The organism is Enterobacter adelaidei (assembly GCF_041937165.1).
Taxonomy (GTDB): domain Bacteria; phylum Pseudomonadota; class Gammaproteobacteria; order Enterobacterales; family Enterobacteriaceae; genus Enterobacter; species Enterobacter adelaidei.
In genome coordinates, this window is the sequence record NZ_CP154353.1 from 4,534,480 (window position 1) to 4,552,640 (window position 18,161).

Consider the following 18,161-nt stretch of genomic DNA (forward strand, 5'->3'; position numbering starts at 1 on the left):
CATCGGGGGACGCTGTTCACGATCTTATGCCGCCTCACTGACCGACATAACTTTCTGTTTTTTGATGCGCTTCACCAGCAATGTCGAGCAAATAAATCCTGAAAGACTAAAGGCAATCATCACGCTGAACACATAGTTGTATCCGGTGATCCCTTTAAAGTTATCCAGAATCCATCCGTAGAGTGTGTACGCAAACATCGCGGGCATATAGCCGATAATACAACCAAATGCCATTGCCGAACCGGCATACTGCCGTGGGGTTCCAATTTCATCCATCGGTGCAAAGAAGATGGCGCGCTGTGAGAAGATGATGGCGCCAAACCCTAACGTTGCAACCATCCCGATATAAACGTTCATCGACTGATGAGGGAGTTGCATAAACAACATCATCGCAACGGCAGAAATCAAGAACGTCCATTTCAGGTAGACCGTGGGAGACCTGGCCACTTTATCTGCCAGGAAACCGCCCACCGGTCCACCCACCATTTTAAGGGCATACTGGTTAATGATCCCGTACGCCCCTACCAGCGCAACCGGAAGCATGTAGATGTCTTTCAGGAACGGGATGAAATAGGTTAAACCGCAGTAAGCCGCATACACAAAGAAGATGCCAAATGATGCTAACCAGACGTTCGGGCAGGTCAGAACATGCTTAATACCTTTCAGGGTTTCAATGTTTGCGCTGCTTCCTTTAGCGTTTTTGACATGGTCATCATCAACGATGAAGTAGGTGATAACACCGGCCATCAGGGTGATGAACGTGTAGTAGAGCAAACCAGCCTGCATCCCTGCTTTCCCTTCACCAAAGTGCACAAAGACGAACAGCGCACCAGAAGCCACAATAACGTCCACCACACCACGTCCAGCCTCCAGAAGCCCGAACAACCGCCCCTGTTCTTCTTGTGTCCCTAACAGGCGTACAGCTTTTAATAACACCGGCCAGTAAACGACATCAGCAAAGAAGGCCATCGCCGCAAAGCAAATGAGATAGCCAGTGAAAGACGGCAGCGTGGATAAATAGAGACCGCACAGCCCCACACCAATTAACCCGAAGGGCAGAAGGATCTTCTTAGAATAGCGGTCGGCAATATATAAAGAGAGGAAAAGCCCCGTGGTTTGCACAATCGTATATACCGTAAAACTGAGCCCTATTTGTGTGTTTGTCAGTCCCCAGTCATTTTGCATTGGGACATAAAAAACATCCTTCATGCTGGAAAGCTTAAATATCGTCCCACCACCTAATACCAAAAAACACAGACGAGCCCATTTATTCATGAACATATTCGACACCCTCACTGCAAATTTTGAGAGAAAACCGTTCTGTAATATATAAGAATCTTGGCCATCCCTGAAAAAGGAAGCCGTAAGACACTGTTAAATTAATTAAGCAGGTTGTTTTATATTTATAAATTTAGCGCATAAGTTACGAATAAACTCGACTTGAGAAATAGCATGCTCTTTTTCCTGAGCCAGACGAGCATCAACCAGTTCATTATCAGGAAGCGGCGTAAAACTTGCATCACGCCATGGTATCCATGGGTTATCGCCTTCATCATCAAAACGAAATGCGGGCGCGTAATAATCAACCTCCTCTTCCAGGCCAAAAGAAGTGACCTGGGGCTGGTCGTCACCTAACAGTAAAAGTTCACGCAACATCTGCTCTACAGGGAGATCGCCCAACCCTGTACGGCAGGCTTCATGCCCCCATCCTTTACCCTCTTTTATCACTTTGGCATCCTTGATATGCACCTGAGTGATGTAAGGCGACATTGTCCGTAGCGCAGCCATTGGCTCTTCATTAGCATTGATCATATTGCCAAAATCAAAGAGTATTGAGAGGTTTTTCATACCACTGTTTTTTACTAGCGTAACCAGTTCATGTCCTTTGAGATCTTCATGCTGTTCAATCGTAAACTGGATACCGCTATTATCAAACTGCGCCAGATAAGCGATGTCCTGCGTGATTTTTTCCAGTACTGAATTTAAATGCCCTTCATAACGTGGATAAAACCTGACGGAGGTCGCATCCGTAGCCTGCGCAATAGCAATAGCCTCATCCAGGGTCTTTTTATCTGATGCGCTGGTCTCTATATGAATATCCAGCCCGTATTGCTCGGCTTTCTTTTTAAAAGAGACCAGCTGCTCTGGCCGCATATTTCTCAGTGAAAAGGATTCACCGTCTTCAACATGTACTTTCACACCCGATAAATGATGCTGATGTGCAATATCCAGTAAATCTTCAGGAAGAATTCTCTCGTAGCGCATGTTTAAATGAAAGGCATAGGCGTGCAAATAAAGACGAATATTTTTTGCACGCTCAGCCAATTTTTCTCTGATAACGTTTTCCATAATTTTTCTCACTCATCACGAATAACCAGTTCGACGGATTCAAGTCTCCAGTACTCCAGATCAACCTGAACCACTTTTTTTTCAGCGGTGGCACGATGCTTCTCGACCAAAATACCGTACGTATTGGGTGCTACCCCCAACTCTTTGCAGGCAAGCTCAGGCATATTGACGGGTTTGAAAATCATCTCTTTGATGGTTAAGGCAAGCCCAAACTGCTCTTCCCAGACTTTAGAAAAAGCGTGATTTTCCAGCTTCGCCATAAACTCCGGGGCGGCTTCGGCATCAATCCAGGACTCATGGTAAAAAACTTTATGATCGTCCAGTCCGCACCAGCCGGTAATCAGGTAGGGAGCCCTGGAAGACGAAAAAACTTTCTCAATATGACGAGGGACGGTATCAACAACATCTTTGGTCAAATAACCCCAGGAAGGTTTTCGTCCCTGTGCACGCGCCTCCGCGTTAAAACTGGAGAGCGATTTTGGGTTGTAGATGAATCGCCGGGGAGAGATGAACCACCCGCTGCGGTTCTTGCGGAAAATACGCGACGCGACCTCAAGTTCAATTAAAACCTGCCTTAAGGTCATGCGTTTCGCATCCAGCAACTCGCACATTTCGCGCTCGGAAGGAAGTCTGGATCCCGGCGGAAAATCATTAGCCGCCAGCCAGCTTTCGAAGCGGTCTCTCAGGAGGTCAACATAGTTTTTTTCTTTCATGTCTCGCCATCTGGTTTAAACCAATTTGAAGACACAATATTTGAGCGGAGAAAATTCTCAAGTTTTTTCGGCAGGCTGACGCTATTTTTGTGGGCCAGGTATCAAGTTCAGGATTAGCGAGGACAGCGCCAGAAAGGCGCGGTCCTGAGGTACTGTCGTTTTTGCAGGAATCCCTATTTCCCCCACAACCGCCGCGAATTATCCTCGATCTTCCCGCTAATTCGTCGCTTCTGCATCGTTCTTGTCCAGCTGGTTGATAACCCCGCCGCTGACAGAAGGCGATGATACTGGTCGTCATCAAACGGCATATGCCAGGCTATCGCGCAGGCGTCATATACCGAGACATCGCTCAGGCGTGATGCCAGCTCCAGCGGCGCGTCCGCAGAGACTTGCCCGGCCAGCACCACGCGGTATAGCCAGCCGGTTTTGCCTGCCGTTTGCAGTTGGGCAGACATATCGCTGATGCCAAAATGGTAGTTAAGTTTGAAGCACGGTGAGCGCGGCTGCGTCACCTGAATCAGGGCGTCGCCCCAGCGGTAGATATCGCCGATAAAAACATTTCTCTCAGTCAGCCCTTCGGTGGAGAGGTTCTCGCCAAAAGCGGGGGCGACAAAGAGGTCTGCCTGCTCGGGAAATTCGGCTTTCCAGTGCTGATAGTGCTCGCGAGGATAGTGGCAAAGCGCGCGTTCGGGTCCGCCGTGGATCTTCTTTTCGGCCTGCTCGTCACCCGCCAGGCCAACCTCGGTTAACGTCAACTCCCCGTCAACCTGTACCTTAGCGATAGCACTCGGGCGGCTGCCGTCGTACTCCCTGACCTTGCCTGTAAATACATTCACCGGGTAATGCATTGCTGCTCCTTTTTGCAGAGACAAAAAAGCGAGCCATCAGACTCGCTTTTCCTTATTCCTTTCGCAAGTTTTTTAGCGGTTAGTTCACGGTAAGATCCAGCGTTAGCTTGTACTCAAAGGCATAGCTGGTGTGCCAGTCTTTACCCAGGAAGTGAACCAGCCCGGTGTAATGTCCGGCGGGTAAATCAGGGTTATCTGTACGCGCATAAGTGAATTTCGCACGCATCCCACCATTGGTGCTACAGCTCACTGCCGCATTAAGCGGACGCAGAGAACAGTCGGATTCTCTGTATCCTTTCAAATTCACCATATACTGTTGGCCACTTCCGTCGGTCAACATGACCGGTGTAGAAACGTCAGAATATCCGCCTGGTGCCCATTCCAGCTGAGTCGGGCCATTTGTTGGATCAACCGTAACAAAACCTAATGACGGGAATCCCTTGATCACTGCTGACGAATAATTTGATGAATCTGAGTTAATAACCCAGGTATCTTCAATGGTATTAATAAACTTCACGTTAGGGTTAGACAACGTCGAGTTATTAATGGAAGCCGTCACCGTTGCCATCCCAATATCATGTCCTGAGAGTTTGGCCGTGGCGACACCCGAAGCATCCGTTTTGGTACTGGCAGCAGACAGCGTGTTCATCGTGGTTTGCCAGTTTATCAACGCATCCGGAACAAGGTTCTGATTAGCGTCTTTTACCTCAACAGCATATGTTGCCGCATCCACGCCGTTGCTGAGAACGACCGATTTATCCACATTTAACGACACCAGTTCCGCCGTTTTAGCATCGCCGATAAAACTGACTTTGGCTGCTGTAAGCGACTGACCGCCTGCCGCCAGCGTTGCCGTCAACACAACATCACCCGCTTTTGTCGTCGTGCCACTGACCGTCGCAATACCGTTCGCATCCGTCACGCTATCGTCGCCTGATAACGTCATGGCGGCATCGTTACTGCGCCAGTTCACCGTTACACCTGGCAGAAGGTTGCCATTGACGTCTTTCACCGTCGCCGACCAGGTTACGCGCTCTGCGTTATCCGCCACGGCTTTCGACTTATCAGCTTTGATGGCAGACAACGTCGCGGTATCGGCGTTGCCGATATAATTTATCGTCATTGTCTGCTGAGAATGGTTAATCCCGGCGCCGACCAACGTGGCTTGCGCTTTTGTCGCCGTAAACGATATTTCGGCAACACCTTCGCTGTTTGTCGTACTGCTGTCACCTGGTGCGAACACACCGGTGTCGTTGTCAGTCCCCCAGTGGACGACTGCATTATCAATCGGATGATCGTACTCATCCATCACTGTCGCCTGAAGCGTGACGATGTCTTTACCCGCAATGACGCCCGTCGTTTTATTGGCCGTAATCTGGGTAACTTTTTCTGTTGCCTGATCCGGTGCAAAACGCATTGTTTGCGACGCTTTGCTGAAGCCATTAAACGTTGCCACCGCCCGGCAGGTCACGACATCGGTACTCGCCAGCGTTACCGTGGATTTTCCCGTGTCATCCGTCGGTTGTTCTGTCGCAGATAACTGATAATTACCTGCAGGCGTGACTTGCCAGCCGACGCTCCCCTGAGTGACCACATTACCGTATTTGTCTTTCACCGTTGCCGCTAAAGTGATGTTGTCATCACCATTCGCCACCGCGCTGTATTTACTTGCCGTAATAAATACCGGAATTGCGCTTTGCAAGTCTGGCACGATGGTTAATTCCAGCGTTTTCTCGCTGTTATGACTGCTTTTTGCCGTTACAACGGTAGGCATCGCCAGTATGCTGCTATACGTCACAGAGGTTATCCCCCCGGCGTCCGTCGTTGTACTGCTTTCGTTAAACACCCCCTCAGCATTGTTGCTTGACCAGGATACGGTGGCTCCAGGCACCGGATGGTTACTGTCATCCAGCACCGTTGCCGTTAAGGTGACTGTGTCTGAACCGGCAGCAATTTCGCTGGTTCTATCCGCGACCAGCGTACGTATCGCGGCAGTTGTGGTATCCGCGGTAAACGACACGCTGTCAGATGTCTCTTCATGCCCGTTAACAGTCGCTTTCACACGATAGTCCGCGACCTGATCTGATTTCAGGGTAACTGAGACATTTCCCTGGGCATCAGATTCACTTGTCGTCGCGGAAAGCACACCTGTCGCTGGCACCACCGACCAGGCCGCCGCCTCGCCGCTTACTGGGTTTCCGTTTTTATCCGTTACCACGCCAGTGAACGTAATACTGTCCACGCCGTTAGCCACTGCGGTCGCTTTGCTCGCCGACAGATCGCCAATCTGTGCTGTCGTACTATCAGCAGTGAATGTCACCACCGGCGCATTCCAGGCGGTTCCTGCTCCGGCCTGCGCGGTAAGGCTGACGTCCCCAGCTTTCAGCGTTGTCACACTGACTGACGCCGTACCGTCAACGCCTGTCCGGGACGTTGTGGAGGAAGGTTTCGCGGAAGAAGGCGTGACGTTCCAGTTTACATCTATCCCCTGTAGCGGATTGCCATTCGCATCCGTCACGGTCGCGGTGTAAGTCACTTTGTCTTTACCGTCAGCCACCGCGGTTGTTTTATCCGTGGTCACCTGTGAAACCTTGCCAGTGGCCGTATCGGCTATAAACATCAACTCAGGCGAATTCACCGCTGTTCCCGTCGCCGTATTCACCGAGACAACAACCGTTCCTTGCTGCGTGGCGGTGAGTGTCACGGCCCCCCTACCTGATTCATTTGTCGCATTCTGTGTTGCGCTCAACGTGCCTTGCCCCTGAACAATGGACCACTGCAACGCTGATGAAGGAACCGGATGATCGCTAGCATCGACGACTTCCGCCGTTAGCGTAATACGGTCGTTGTTATTGGCTGTCGCCTGAGATTTATCGACATTCAGCGTTTTCACCACTGCCGTTGTGCTATCCACGGTAAAGTTAAGTGCAGGAGATGTCTGCGTTTGCCAGCCCATCGTCGCCGTCACGTCAAGCGTTTCAATGTTTGCTGAAGTAACCTCAATGGTCGCTATCCCGAGCGCGTTAGTTTCAGTGGATGTCCCGGATAAGTTGGCGGTGGCGCTGCCCGCAGACCAGTCGACTGTCGCACCCTTCACCGGATTCTTGTTGGCATCTTCCACTTTGACTTCAAGGGAGATCGCATCCTGCCCGTTCGCCAGCGCGCTGGTTTTACTGGCCGTGATGGTTCCAAGGGTTGCGCTTTCGCTATCGGCAACAAAGGTGAGTTTTTCAGAGGTGACGGTCTCGCTATTACCGGCAGTGGCGGAAACAACGCCCTGCCCGGCTTTTGCCGAGGCGATCGAGATCGTCGCCACCCCTTGTTCATTGGTATTGCTCTGTTTATCGGCGAGATGTACCGACGTATTTGCAGAGTCTATCGCCCATTGCACAGGCTGATTAACCAGCGGGTGCTGGCTGGCATCTGTCACCACCGCGTTAAGCGTTATCGTATCCTGATTATCCGCTTTGGCGACGGTCTTATCCGCTTCAAGATGCGTCACGACGGCGGAATCGGCATCCGCGGTAAATTGCAGCACAGGACCTGCCATCGATTCGCCATTTTCCAGCTGTGCGTTGACCGTCAGACTGAGTACATCGTGACTGGTGATTTGTACCGTCGCATTGCCTTGTGCATCGCTGGTGCTTTGCGCGGCGGAGAAAACCGCGTGCGAGTTATCCCCCAGCCATTTAACCTGTGCACCTTGTACCGGCTCATTCCCCGCATTCACCACATGCGCCGTCAGCGTAATCGCATCCTGACCGTTCGCCAGTGCCGTATTTTTTGATGCCTCCAGGCGGTCAACGTGTTGAGAGGCGTCTGTTGCATCAAGCGTAACCACGGTTTTATTCAGCTTCGTCGTATCGTACAACGGCTGGACTGTCACATCCCCAGGCACGGTTCCACTGGTGAATGTACTGACATATACCCCCGCGGACTGTTCCTGGAACGCTGTCATTTTCTCGCTAACCGGGCCTGCACCCACGGTCTTTTTCCGTGCCGATGTACGAATCAACTGGCTGCTGAGATGACTGGCAAGCCCCGTAATTTTCTGCCCGCCACCGGATGTTATCGTCACCATCACCTGTGTGGTGCTCACGCCATCGGCTGGCAAATGCGTATTTTCGGACGTGGTATCAGAAGTGACCTGAGTGACGTCAAATCCATTCACCGCCACGGTCATATGCGCGGTATCAGATTTATTCCCTCGATTATCATAAGCCGTTGCGGCGACCACATAACTATTTTTCTCAGCGCCATTTTGCACATAATGCGGTAATACAACAAACCAGGCTCCATTTTTCTCGCTAATTTTGCCGCCATTTTTAACCAGATTATCGTCTTGCCAGACAATACGATCGACAGGGTATTTTGTCTTAACGTTCACAGTAACAGGCACTGTTTTTGATTCAACGCCTTCAATATGCTCAGGAAGCGAGAGCGAAATAAGATCCTGCTTACGGTATTCCAGCACGATGTTATTGTTACGATTAACCAGATCCATTCGACTGCCGAGTAATGTACGACGCTCTTTGACTTTTTCGGAGTCTAGCTGTGTTGCAATGGGTACACCCGGCATCCAGTTAACATTAAATTCGACCTGAGTATCATTGTGATCACCCTTACCCATTTTTTGGTTAAGTCCAAATGAAATAAGGGGGAATGGGGTAAAGTTAATTCCAGCAGTAACAGCATAAGGATTTTTTTGGCGATCATCATCGTCGTCACCAAACAATGCAACATCGTCACCATAATATTGTTCCCAGACCAGTTTTGCGCCGAGCTGAGGATAAACGGGTAAATATCCCTCCGTACGCACATCATAGCCATCTGCTACGCGCTCCTCGTAATCCTGATGCGCTGAAGATGTTTTCCACCCTGAAAGGCGCTTATAACCGTTGGCACTGACCTTAAAATAGTCCCAACCCAGTTCGCCACCGACACCCACTCGCTGGTGCGTATTGCCGGATATTTGCTGGTCATAGAAGGTGTTAACACCCCACATCCAGCTATCAGCAAAGTAGCGATAGCCAAGGCCCGCATTGACGATGTTACGATCGTCCTCACGTCGCCCGCCCAGCTGCGTGAACAATAAATTAGCCCCTTTATCATCATACAGCGGGAGCAGCAGATCCAGATTCGCACTTTCCAGCGAAAAGTTCTGATCAAGACCAATATTCACTCTGGCCGTACCAAATTGTTGCAACCACTGTTGAATTTCATTCGTGGCTTTACTTGAACCGCTATTAATCAATGAGTTTATAATAGCGTCGTTTTTATTATCCTGACTTAATAAGGAGCCAGCACCAGAAAGCATCCCGGCAATATCTTTCTCGCTATCGCGGGTATCTGAAGGCGTATTTTTTACTTTTGCAGTATTATTTTCACCACTTTTTGTATTGATTTCTACGTTCCGGTTTGATTCTGCATGCGCGGGAAACGAGAACAAGAATGCATTACAAAACGTGAAGTGCAGGTAAAAGAACACCTGCAAACATATCGTTATCTTTTTATTAACATGCATGGGTATTGACCTGAGAAGGGTGGAAACAAAAGCGTTAGCAACTGTCAGCCAGAATATTTTTTCAGGTCAAATTATATTCATGCAGATAAACCTCAGACGCTGATATTTTCTTAATTAGAATTTAAGTAAAAATAATCTGATACGCTGAGAAGGGAAAAATGAAAAAAGCCTGGGGGAATTAACCAGGCTTCATTTATGAATTAACCGGTGATACCGATATCAGGGATTATTTTTTAGCAGCAAAACGTGCAGCGGCTTCGTCCCAGTTAACAACGTCCCAGAACGCTTTGATGTAGTCCGGACGACGGTTCTGGAATTTCAGGTAGTAAGCATGTTCCCACACGTCCAGACCCAGGATTGGGAAACCGGATGCGCCAGAAATGGCTTCACCCATCAGCGGGGAATCCTGGTTGGCCGTGGAAACGACCGCCAGTTTGTCACCTTTCAGTACCAGCCACGCCCAGCCAGAACCGAAACGCGTTGCAGCCGCTTTTTCGAATTCCGCTTTGAAGTTGTCAACGGAACCGAAGTCGCGCTCGATCGCCGCTTTCAGGTCACCCTGCAGGGTAGTGCCGGTTTTCAGGCCTTTCCAGAACAGGCTGTGGTTAGCATGACCACCTGCGTTGTTACGCAGTACGGTTTTCTTGTCCGCTGGCAGCTGGTCCAGTTTGGTGATCAGCTCTTCAGCAGACAGGTTAGCGAACTCAGGCAGGCTTTCCAGCGCGGCGTTCGCGTTGTTCACATAGGTCTGGTGGTGTTTAGTGTGATGGATTTCCATCGTCTGCTTGTCGAAATGCGGTTCCAGTGCGTCGTAGGCATACGGCAGGGATGGCAGTGTATAACTCATAATCCTCTCCATTATTGTCGGGCGGCACAGCTGTTAATGCCGCGTAAGCAGTTGGTTCATTATAGTTAATTAAATGATATTGAAAATGATTATCAATGCCGTAATTTTTATAAGGTTATTTGCTTTTGAGAGATGGAGGAATTGTTATTTTTATCATTGAGTTAACACAAAATTACCCGACGGTTTAGTTTTGTTCTGCCACCAGCAGCGCATACGTGTCTGGCTCCAGGGCTTTAAAGATGTGCGGACGATCGGCAGGATAGCAAATGTAATCCCCCGCATTCAGCTCTTCCGCCGCGTCAATCAGGCCGACCAGTGCCCGCCCCTGGGTCACGATAATATGCTCTACCGAGCCCGGCGGATGCGGCTGAGAGAGTCGGTCTGCACCCGGTTGAGTCATCAGAAGGTAAACATCGCGACGCGCGCCCGGTGGACACGCCGCCAGTAAAATGGCTTCATAGTTAGCCTGTCCGGCAACCACTTTGGTCCCTTCACCGCGGCGAATCACCTGCGTGGTCGGCTGTTGTGGTTCCAGTAAACGGGCGAAAGGAATATCCAGCGCCACGCAAAGCGACCACAGCGTTTCCAGGCTAGGGTTGCCATTGCCAGACTCCAGCTGGGACAGCGTGGATTTAGCGATCCCGGCACGGCGGGCAATTTCCGCCAGTGAAAGTCCGGTTCGCTGGCGTTCTCGCACCAGACTTTTGGCGATAACGCTAATTGGCTGCGTCATATAACGGCCTCTTGTTCTTTAAATCGAACGAATCGTTCGTCTTGAAAAGCTACTCTGTTGCGTTCATTATAATGGATACACGTTCGATATGGCTAAAATTGTATGAAGCATCATCTCTCTTGCCTGAAAGGCGACACGATAAAAGCAATCATCCTGGTTTGTCTCGCCGTTGGTGTGGTCGGGATGTCATACGGCTCGCTGGCGATAGCCTACGGTTTTCCTGTTTGGGTACCGTTTGTGCTTTCCATTACCGTACTCGCGGGCGCGTCCGAATTTATGTTTATCGGCATTGTCGCGAGCGGGGGTAACCCTCTGGCGGCTGCGGCTGCCGGGTTGCTGGTGAACGCCCGCCATGTGCCGTTTGGCGTCACGGTGCGTGAACTGGTCGGCAAACGTGGTTTGAGTTTTTTGGGCTGTCACATCATGAACGATGAAAGCGTGGTGTTTGGCCTGTCGCAAAAAACGCCCGAACAGCGTAAAGCTGCCTACTGGTTATGTGGTTTAGGTGTGGCGATTATCTGGCCGCTGGGAGCGCTGCTGGGTGCCATGGTCGGTAAACTTCTGCCAGATCCAGAAACCATCGGGCTGGATGCGGTGTTCCCGGCCATATTACTGGCCTTAGTGGTTCCCGCATTTAAAAACCGTACCACGCTGATCCGTGCCTGTAGCGGCGCAGTGTTGTCACTGTCTGCCGTACCGTTTGCTCCGGTCGGTTTGCCGGTTCTGCTGTCTTTACTGGGCCTGGCGGCGAGGAAAAAATAATGGGAAACATGACATTCTTTATTCTGGGGATTGCCATCTTATCGGCAGGGACGTATCTGATGCGTCTGGGTGGTGCAAAGCTCGGCAGCAGGCTGGCACTGTCGGAGCGTTCACAGTCGCTGCTTTCTGACGCGGCAACGGTTTTACTCTTTTCCGTGGCGCTGGCGACAACCTTTTATGAAGGGGAACATTTTGCGGGTATGGCGCGCGTGCTGGGCGTGGCGTTTGCGGTGTTTCTGGCCTGGCGGAAGATGCCGTTAATTGTGGTGATCGTTGCGGCGGCGGTGGTAACGGCGCTACTGCGCCTGGCGGGTATACAATAAAAAAAGCGCCCCGGGGGCGCTCTTTCGACGGTAAAGCGAGATTATTTGTTCAGTTCAGCCGTCATGTGTACACGGTTACCGGAGAATGCCTGGGTAATTTTGTAAGATGACGCGCCTGCTTCCTGAGCCTGTGCAGCGATTTTCGCTTCTGCGCCGTCAATGGTAGAGGCAGTTGCGGTCACAGTCTGTGCTGCGAAAGAACCGAAAGAAGTAGCCAGAGCGATTACAGCGACAAAAGTTTTGATGCTTTTCATGATATAAACCCTTTCGTTAAGTTGTTTAGATAAGGCGCTGTGCCTTGATGAGATAAATACTAGACCTCATCACCAACAACTAAAAGCGGAAGGATTTGCTAATATCATTCAAAATTACTGATCAACAATTAAGCGCTGAGAATGGGTATAAATTGTCGCCCTTCCCGGCTTGCAGAACCCTACCAGCGTCAGGTTACAGCGCTCGGCCACTTCCACCGCCAGCGTGGTCGCCGCCGACACGGCAAACAAAATTTCAACGCCACACATCGCGGATTTCTGCACCATCTCATAGCTGGCGCGGCTGGAAACGAGTGCCGCCCCCTGCTTCCAGACGTCATTTTCACGCGCCCGGCGACCGAGCAGCTTATCCAGCGCCACGTGGCGACCCACATCCTCATGCCCACCGGCAATGTCACCTGATGGCAGCACCCAGGCTGCGGCGTGTGTACAACCGCTCAGTTGACCTATCGGCTGAACGTCGTTGAGGTGTTCAAGCGCATGGTCGAGATACGCCAGATTAAAGGTCTGAGTAAACGGCAGAGGCGTAACGGGTTTACCAATATCGTTGAGTTGCTCAACGCCGCAGACACCGCAACCGGTGCGTCCTGCTAGCGCACGTCGACGCTCTTTCAGCCCCATAAAACGGCGGCTCGAGAGTTCAATTTGCACTTCCAGGCCGTTGCAGGCCTGAACCACATCCATGCCGTAGATCTCCTGCGGGTGCTCAATGATGCCCTCCGAAAGAGAAAAACCAATGGCAAAAAGCTCGAGATCTTTCGGAGAGGCCATCATCACCACATGCGAAATACCGTTGTAAACCAGGGCAACGGGAACTTCCTCGGCCAGAAAATCGGTCCCGGGAGAATGGAGCGTTTTAGGTGTCCAGATGGTACGGGAGACTATGCCGTCAGGAAGCGGGGTATTGGGATCAGACAAAACTATTACCTGTTGGGACTTACTCATTTCACTCATCGTCACGCCCGTCAGGACGGGCATCGCCCTTTGCTGTTTCAGCCCTCTTATTGTCCTCCATTTATTTTGTAAGATCAAAGTGGGGCATTTCAGCCCCACAGCTAATTATTGAGTTGCAACAGCATCAAACGAGACCGTCAGCGTCTCTTCCAGGTCTTGCGAATTGCCGATTTTAAAGGCGTTGTCAGAGAGATAAGTGGTAATCATTAGGGTCGCGACCCACTGCTTCCCGATAACCTCCTGACCGTTCACGAATGAAATAGCGCTTTCAGGCGAGAGCGTTACCTCAGATGTCCCACCCTGTGTGGGACCATTTCCTCGCGGGGATGAGGTCAGTTGAACTAACGTTCCGTCGACACGCGCATTCCTGACTTTAATGACCGCGACACCCTTATCTGAAAACTGCCAGACCTTACTCTGTCTGACCGGGCCATCCACGTACAATCGGATTTTACGATCATCAGGACATATGACCGACACCTGAACTTCACGGCTAACAGACGCATAGCCGCGATAAATTTTGCTTTCGCTCTCAGCGCTAACGCGCCGCATTTCCCCCTGACGAAAGCGTCCATAATCCACTAACTTTGTCGACGACAGGATATCGCAGTCACCATCATCCGCTGACGCGCAAGGTATGCTCCCGAATACGCTACCCACCAGGATGACAGGCAGCAAAAGATGACAATATTTCATTTAAACTTTACTCCCTGTTTGGTTAGAGACATTTTCCGTTAATCTCTTCATAGAATTTCTGTGGATCGGCTTCAGGCAGCGTGTAGCTGAGCTTGCAGCGTCCGCCGTCAATGCTGGCATACAGTGGTTGACTGGCGGAAATATCGTTCAGGAAAATCACCCCATCTTCCGGAGCCGACGTCACGTATTCCCCAGCCTGATCGACGATTGACGTGCCTTTTGGCAGCATCGAACCATCAGGACGCGCGATGGCAAGTAAGACGCGACGCTGGCTCAACGTGGTGAATTGCCAACTTACCACCGCCCCGTGAGACGCCTTAAAGTCAGCACGACCATTATTCACATCCAGATTGCCCGGCAAGCTTTGAGTATTGACCTCAACAGACGTTTCCTGGAAAGGTGCCAGCGCTGGTACTACGGCACGGCCCCATTTATCGGTCCAGACTGGGCCACGAAGGGTGCCAATTTCAACGCCAGAGACTGGCTTATCAAGCTTCGTAATGGCATAGGTATCCGTCACCTGATAAGGCGAGAACGTGATCCCTTCATTATGGGCAACAATACCGCCGCTCAGTGCTGCGGAGTAGCTCATATTACTGTCACTATCTCCCCCGGCAGCAAGCGCAAGCGTGGTGTAATGCAAGTTACTGTTAAGAGAACTGTCCCAGCTAGTAACATTATCGTCATGATCCTGCGATACCCCGACGGTATAGCTATTTTCAGCGTTGAGCGAGCCCATCGCCCGGGTGCCGTAAGATCCTCTGCCTTCATTCTCACGATACCAGCTGTTAGTTGTTACGCCGGAGCGGCCCAGTGGGACGGACACATTCACATAGAACATATCGTTATCACCCTCCCGATCATGGCTGACATCAGACTGCCAGTTGAGACTTACGCTGAAATAGCGGAAGGATTTTGACCAGGACGAAAGGATGCTGCGGCTATCGTAATCGCTGTTCCAGGTTTGATTGCGGTAGTAGCTCAAGGAGAAACGTCCCAACAGGTTACTCGACCAGCTTACACCGACATTCGTATCATATTTTGTGGTCGAGAAATCGTCGTCATTGCTGTAAAGCTCCTGCATTTCGCGGTAGTCAGGCGTGCCGTAACTCCCCCCCAGCGATACGCCAATTCCCCAGGGCAGTGAATACCCCAGATCGAGCGTCGTTTTGGTACCATCAGTTTGAGAAAGATTATCAATAGACCCGAGGAAACCCATTGAGGCGTAGAAGTTTTGAAAGGGCACTGTGTCAATATTGCCCGAGAAGCCATAGTAATGGTTATCAGCCGAGACCATACCCGCCATGACATTAACGCGATTGTTAATCGACCACCCATTAGACATTGAGAAAATCCAGGGCTGCTCAAACCGGCTGTCTTCAATATTTTCGGCACGACCGATCGCAATAGAAAAGCCCGAAGCCCTGCCGACATGATTGCTACGAAACGAACTGGCCGCAACGGTGAAACGATTTTCACTCCCGTCACTTTCAGTGACCGTGACGTTTAAATCTGAGTTGAGGTTAGCAACGGGAACATCTTTCAGGGTGAACGGCCCCGCCGGCACCAGCGTAGAGAAGATGAGCTGCCCGCTCTGGCGAATGTCTACGCGCGCCTGCGGGTTTCGGGCAATCCCCGAGACCTCAATGCCGCTGTTGTTTTGAGATGCCATCGCGTTATCAGGCATCATCTGCACACCGTAGATCGTCGGAATACTGAAGCGACTGTTTGCGATGTTAATCTGTCCGCCCTGAACCATCACCCCATAATCGGTAAAGGTTCTCTGGGCGTATGTGTATAACGAGTCAGCACTGAATTTTTGATCGCTGCCATCACTGACCATTTGCGTACTACGCACAATCCAGTCACCGGCGTTAAAGCCCAGTTCAAACGTAGACTGAAAACGATCGGAGTTGTCGCTGGAATAATCGTAATGACTGCCGAACATGGAATAATTAAGCATTCCGGCAACGCCGCCGCGCACATCAGCCACTTGTCTTCCGCTTTCGAGATCGATCGCCTCAGGCGGAACGACCAACGATATTTGCTCCGAATCCGGCTGGGTTTCTAGCGTGGCTCCCGCCCAATATTGTTGGATCCATGGGCAGGTTTCACGTTTGATACTTTTAAATAACCCTGCATTTTCTAAGAACGCCTTATCAATACACGGCATTCCTTTCTCATTAAATTTAACGGGAAAAACACCCTGCTTTTTCCCATTAATCAAAACTGTGACGTCATGCGTGCCGGACGTAAAGCGAGGTGCTTCAGCATAATAGTTTGCTATTTCAGGATCGAGACCATCTGAGCGCAATGCATCAGTGTCAAATATTGCACGTGCTAATTCGATTGGTTGTGATGACGTTGGGACGATTTCAGCACGAATGCTAAATGCAATTGCGCTCAGACAAAAGACAAATAATCCTTTATTGACAGCCTTTTTCAATGCGGTCTCTCCTTATTATTATTTTATATCCGCAACAAATTCATCCGCTTTATATCCAAAACGGGTCGCGGGAAAAATCTTCACCTGTTTATCTGTGCCAGAAACCTTATCTTTTGGGGTGGCAATAATAGATTGACCAGGTAGAATATAGGTTTTTGGTAGCTGGAAGCTATTACCGGAGGGGAGTGAATTAACCTTTTGCTCCAGGCGAACCACATAGGGGGATTTATTCTCAACAATCAGATTCCCGCTTTTATAATGCCACTGAAGTTCTTTCCACGGTTCATAATTAACCGCAAGTCCTGCGGGACGGATAATAACGGGTAAGTTTTGGCTGAACACCACTTTAACTTTGTTCTTTTCACGTTGCGGGATTGTCCTGAAGATAACGCGTTTTAAGTGTTCAACGTTGAGTTTATCCCCACTATTTTTAAGCACAAATCGTACACGCTGCACTTTACCCGCATCGACGCGCACGACAGGCTGCGTCACTATCAGGCCGGGCTGCAAATCATCAGGCAGATCGATAATTTTGGTATAGAGCAGCTGCGCATTAGCATCGGTATTCTTGACATCCATGCTGCTCCCTTGCTCGTCTTCATTAACCAAAAGTAAGGAAGTATCGGGAACCATGCCGACGGCGAGAGCGTGAAACGACGTGAGCAAGCATACGCTTGCCAGCATCTTTTTCAGATGAAGCATAATATTAATCCTTTAATATTTTAAGCAATATTCCCCGTGTGATAACGGGGAATACCAGCGGGTGATTACAGGTAAACCAGCTCTACGGTGGTTAAACCATCCAGACTAGCTTCATCCGTTACATTCAGGTCGTTGGTTGGGTTAATAATGGCGGAAACGGCTACATCAAAATTAATTTTTGAACTTGGCTTAGGAGCCAGTGATGCATCACCGTGCGCACTAAAGCTATAGATTTCACTATTGTTATTCTTGATCTGTAAATATTCCTGACCACGTCCAGTCCAGGTCGTACCAGAATCATTAGAGAAGATGGGATCAAGTATCCCACCATCCTGATCGGTTGCCCCAATCATTGCAATCCCCAATGCATACACACCAATTTTCTTGTCGTTATACATCCCTAAACCAAAATAAAACTCTGGCGTAGACCCAAATCCGGTGGAGGCAAAGACCTTATTATAATTTGTGGTTGTAGATGAAGATGCACGCGTGTCGGTAAATGTTACCCCTACGCGAGTTGCTTCTTCACAGGTAATAGCCACTGGCACGGTTTTAATATCGGGTAAGGTCGTTGCACTTGTCGAATTTAACGATGAAACCTTGATTGTGCCGAAATCCGCAACGCCGCCGCCGCTTGGGAAAGAGGGTGTACAGGAGGAAGGCTGAATTTTACCCGCCACTTTAATATCGACGCTCCCTGCAGCCAAAGCAGACGTAGCAGTAATAGCCAATACGGAGGCAAGCAATCCTTTTTTAAAAGATGCGTTCATTTTATTTCCTTATATCTTGGGTTGCGTATTATTGTTTAATCATTGTTAGAAAAATGACAAACACAAAAAGAAACTTTGCATTTTTAAATTATCATCTGAAATAATTCTGATCAATATCACCAGGTATTCTTTAGGAATACAGCCTGAGGAAATTCTCATGACATACGGACAAACATTCACGCGGCATATTTATTGAAGTTAACAGGAAACGAATAAACGCCA

At 49.9% G+C, this 18,161-nt stretch carries 15 protein-coding genes; 2 read left to right on the plus strand and 13 right to left on the minus strand.

All coding sequences use genetic code 11. The annotated features are described in order from the left end of the window. Window positions 1-24: 24 nt before the first annotated feature. From AAHF05_RS22030 to AAHF05_RS22060, 7 genes are all read right to left on the minus strand, one after another. Complete coding sequence (locus tag AAHF05_RS22030) at window positions 25-1,275, minus strand: MFS transporter (protein ID WP_129324973.1); 1,251 nt, start codon at window positions 1,273-1,275, stop codon at window positions 25-27. Between the two features lie 108 nt (window positions 1,276-1,383). After that, entirely contained in the window at window positions 1,384-2,349 is a 966-nt protein-coding gene (locus AAHF05_RS22035) for a sugar phosphate isomerase/epimerase (protein ID WP_129324955.1), read from the minus strand. A gap of 8 nt (window positions 2,350-2,357) precedes the next feature. Then, on the minus strand, window positions 2,358-3,062 hold the full coding sequence (locus tag AAHF05_RS22040) for a UTRA domain-containing protein (RefSeq protein WP_129324954.1): 705 nt from the start codon (window positions 3,060-3,062) through the stop codon (window positions 2,358-2,360). A gap of 173 nt (window positions 3,063-3,235) precedes the next feature. After that, window positions 3,236-3,910 (minus strand): 6-hydroxyaminopurine reductase, encoded by a 675-nt coding sequence (gene yiiM, locus AAHF05_RS22045; protein ID WP_129324953.1) that lies wholly within the window; start codon window positions 3,908-3,910, stop codon window positions 3,236-3,238. A gap of 79 nt (window positions 3,911-3,989) precedes the next feature. Further along, a complete protein-coding gene (locus tag AAHF05_RS22050; RefSeq protein ID WP_129324952.1) occupies window positions 3,990-9,434 on the minus strand; it encodes an Ig-like domain-containing protein in 5,445 nt (1,814 codons plus the stop codon). A 226-nt stretch (window positions 9,435-9,660) separates the two neighbouring features. After that, window positions 9,661-10,281 (minus strand): superoxide dismutase [Mn], encoded by a 621-nt coding sequence (gene sodA / locus AAHF05_RS22055; protein ID WP_004203668.1) that lies wholly within the window; start codon window positions 10,279-10,281, stop codon window positions 9,661-9,663. Between the two features lie 184 nt (window positions 10,282-10,465). Next, a complete protein-coding gene (locus AAHF05_RS22060; RefSeq protein ID WP_049004916.1) occupies window positions 10,466-11,014 on the minus strand; it encodes a helix-turn-helix domain-containing protein in 549 nt (182 codons plus the stop codon). Between the two features lie 102 nt (window positions 11,015-11,116). Between AAHF05_RS22060 and AAHF05_RS22065 the strand changes: the two genes are divergently transcribed. After that, window positions 11,117-11,776 (plus strand): AzlC family ABC transporter permease, encoded by a 660-nt coding sequence (locus AAHF05_RS22065; RefSeq protein WP_129324951.1) that lies wholly within the window; start codon window positions 11,117-11,119, stop codon window positions 11,774-11,776. Next, the gene (locus AAHF05_RS22070; RefSeq protein ID WP_028018135.1) at window positions 11,776-12,099 is read left to right on the plus strand and encodes an AzlD domain-containing protein; all 324 of its coding nucleotides are present in this window, start codon (window positions 11,776-11,778) and stop codon (window positions 12,097-12,099) included. Before AAHF05_RS22065 ends, AAHF05_RS22070 begins: the two co-directional genes overlap by 1 nt. A gap of 41 nt (window positions 12,100-12,140) precedes the next feature. Here the strand turns inward: AAHF05_RS22070 and AAHF05_RS22075 are convergent, their stop codons facing one another. The 6 genes from AAHF05_RS22075 to AAHF05_RS22100 all read right to left on the minus strand — a co-directional run bounded on the left by AAHF05_RS22075 (window position 12,141) and on the right by AAHF05_RS22100 (window position 17,939). Next, a complete protein-coding gene (locus AAHF05_RS22075; RefSeq protein WP_014072382.1) occupies window positions 12,141-12,353 on the minus strand; it encodes a DUF1471 domain-containing protein in 213 nt (70 codons plus the stop codon). A 114-nt stretch (window positions 12,354-12,467) separates the two neighbouring features. Next, window positions 12,468-13,316, minus strand: a complete 849-nt coding sequence (gene fdhD, locus AAHF05_RS22080; RefSeq protein WP_241697899.1) for a formate dehydrogenase accessory sulfurtransferase FdhD — start codon at window positions 13,314-13,316, stop codon at window positions 12,468-12,470. A 114-nt stretch (window positions 13,317-13,430) separates the two neighbouring features. Next, window positions 13,431-14,021 carry a hypothetical protein gene (locus AAHF05_RS22085; RefSeq protein WP_129324950.1) on the minus strand — a complete coding sequence of 197 codons (591 nt, stop codon included), beginning with the start codon at window positions 14,019-14,021 and terminating at the stop codon, window positions 13,431-13,433. 22 nt (window positions 14,022-14,043) lie between these two features. Further along, window positions 14,044-16,467 (minus strand): fimbrial biogenesis usher protein, encoded by a 2,424-nt coding sequence (locus tag AAHF05_RS22090; protein ID WP_129324949.1) that lies wholly within the window; start codon window positions 16,465-16,467, stop codon window positions 14,044-14,046. An 18-nt stretch (window positions 16,468-16,485) separates the two neighbouring features. After that, complete coding sequence (locus AAHF05_RS22095) at window positions 16,486-17,169, minus strand: fimbria/pilus chaperone family protein (protein ID WP_129324948.1); 684 nt, start codon at window positions 17,167-17,169, stop codon at window positions 16,486-16,488. Between the two features lie 65 nt (window positions 17,170-17,234). Further along, window positions 17,235-17,939, minus strand: coding sequence for a DUF1120 domain-containing protein (locus tag AAHF05_RS22100; RefSeq protein ID WP_129324947.1), 705 nt, complete (start codon window positions 17,937-17,939; stop codon window positions 17,235-17,237). Window positions 17,940-18,161: the final 222 nt, after the last annotated feature.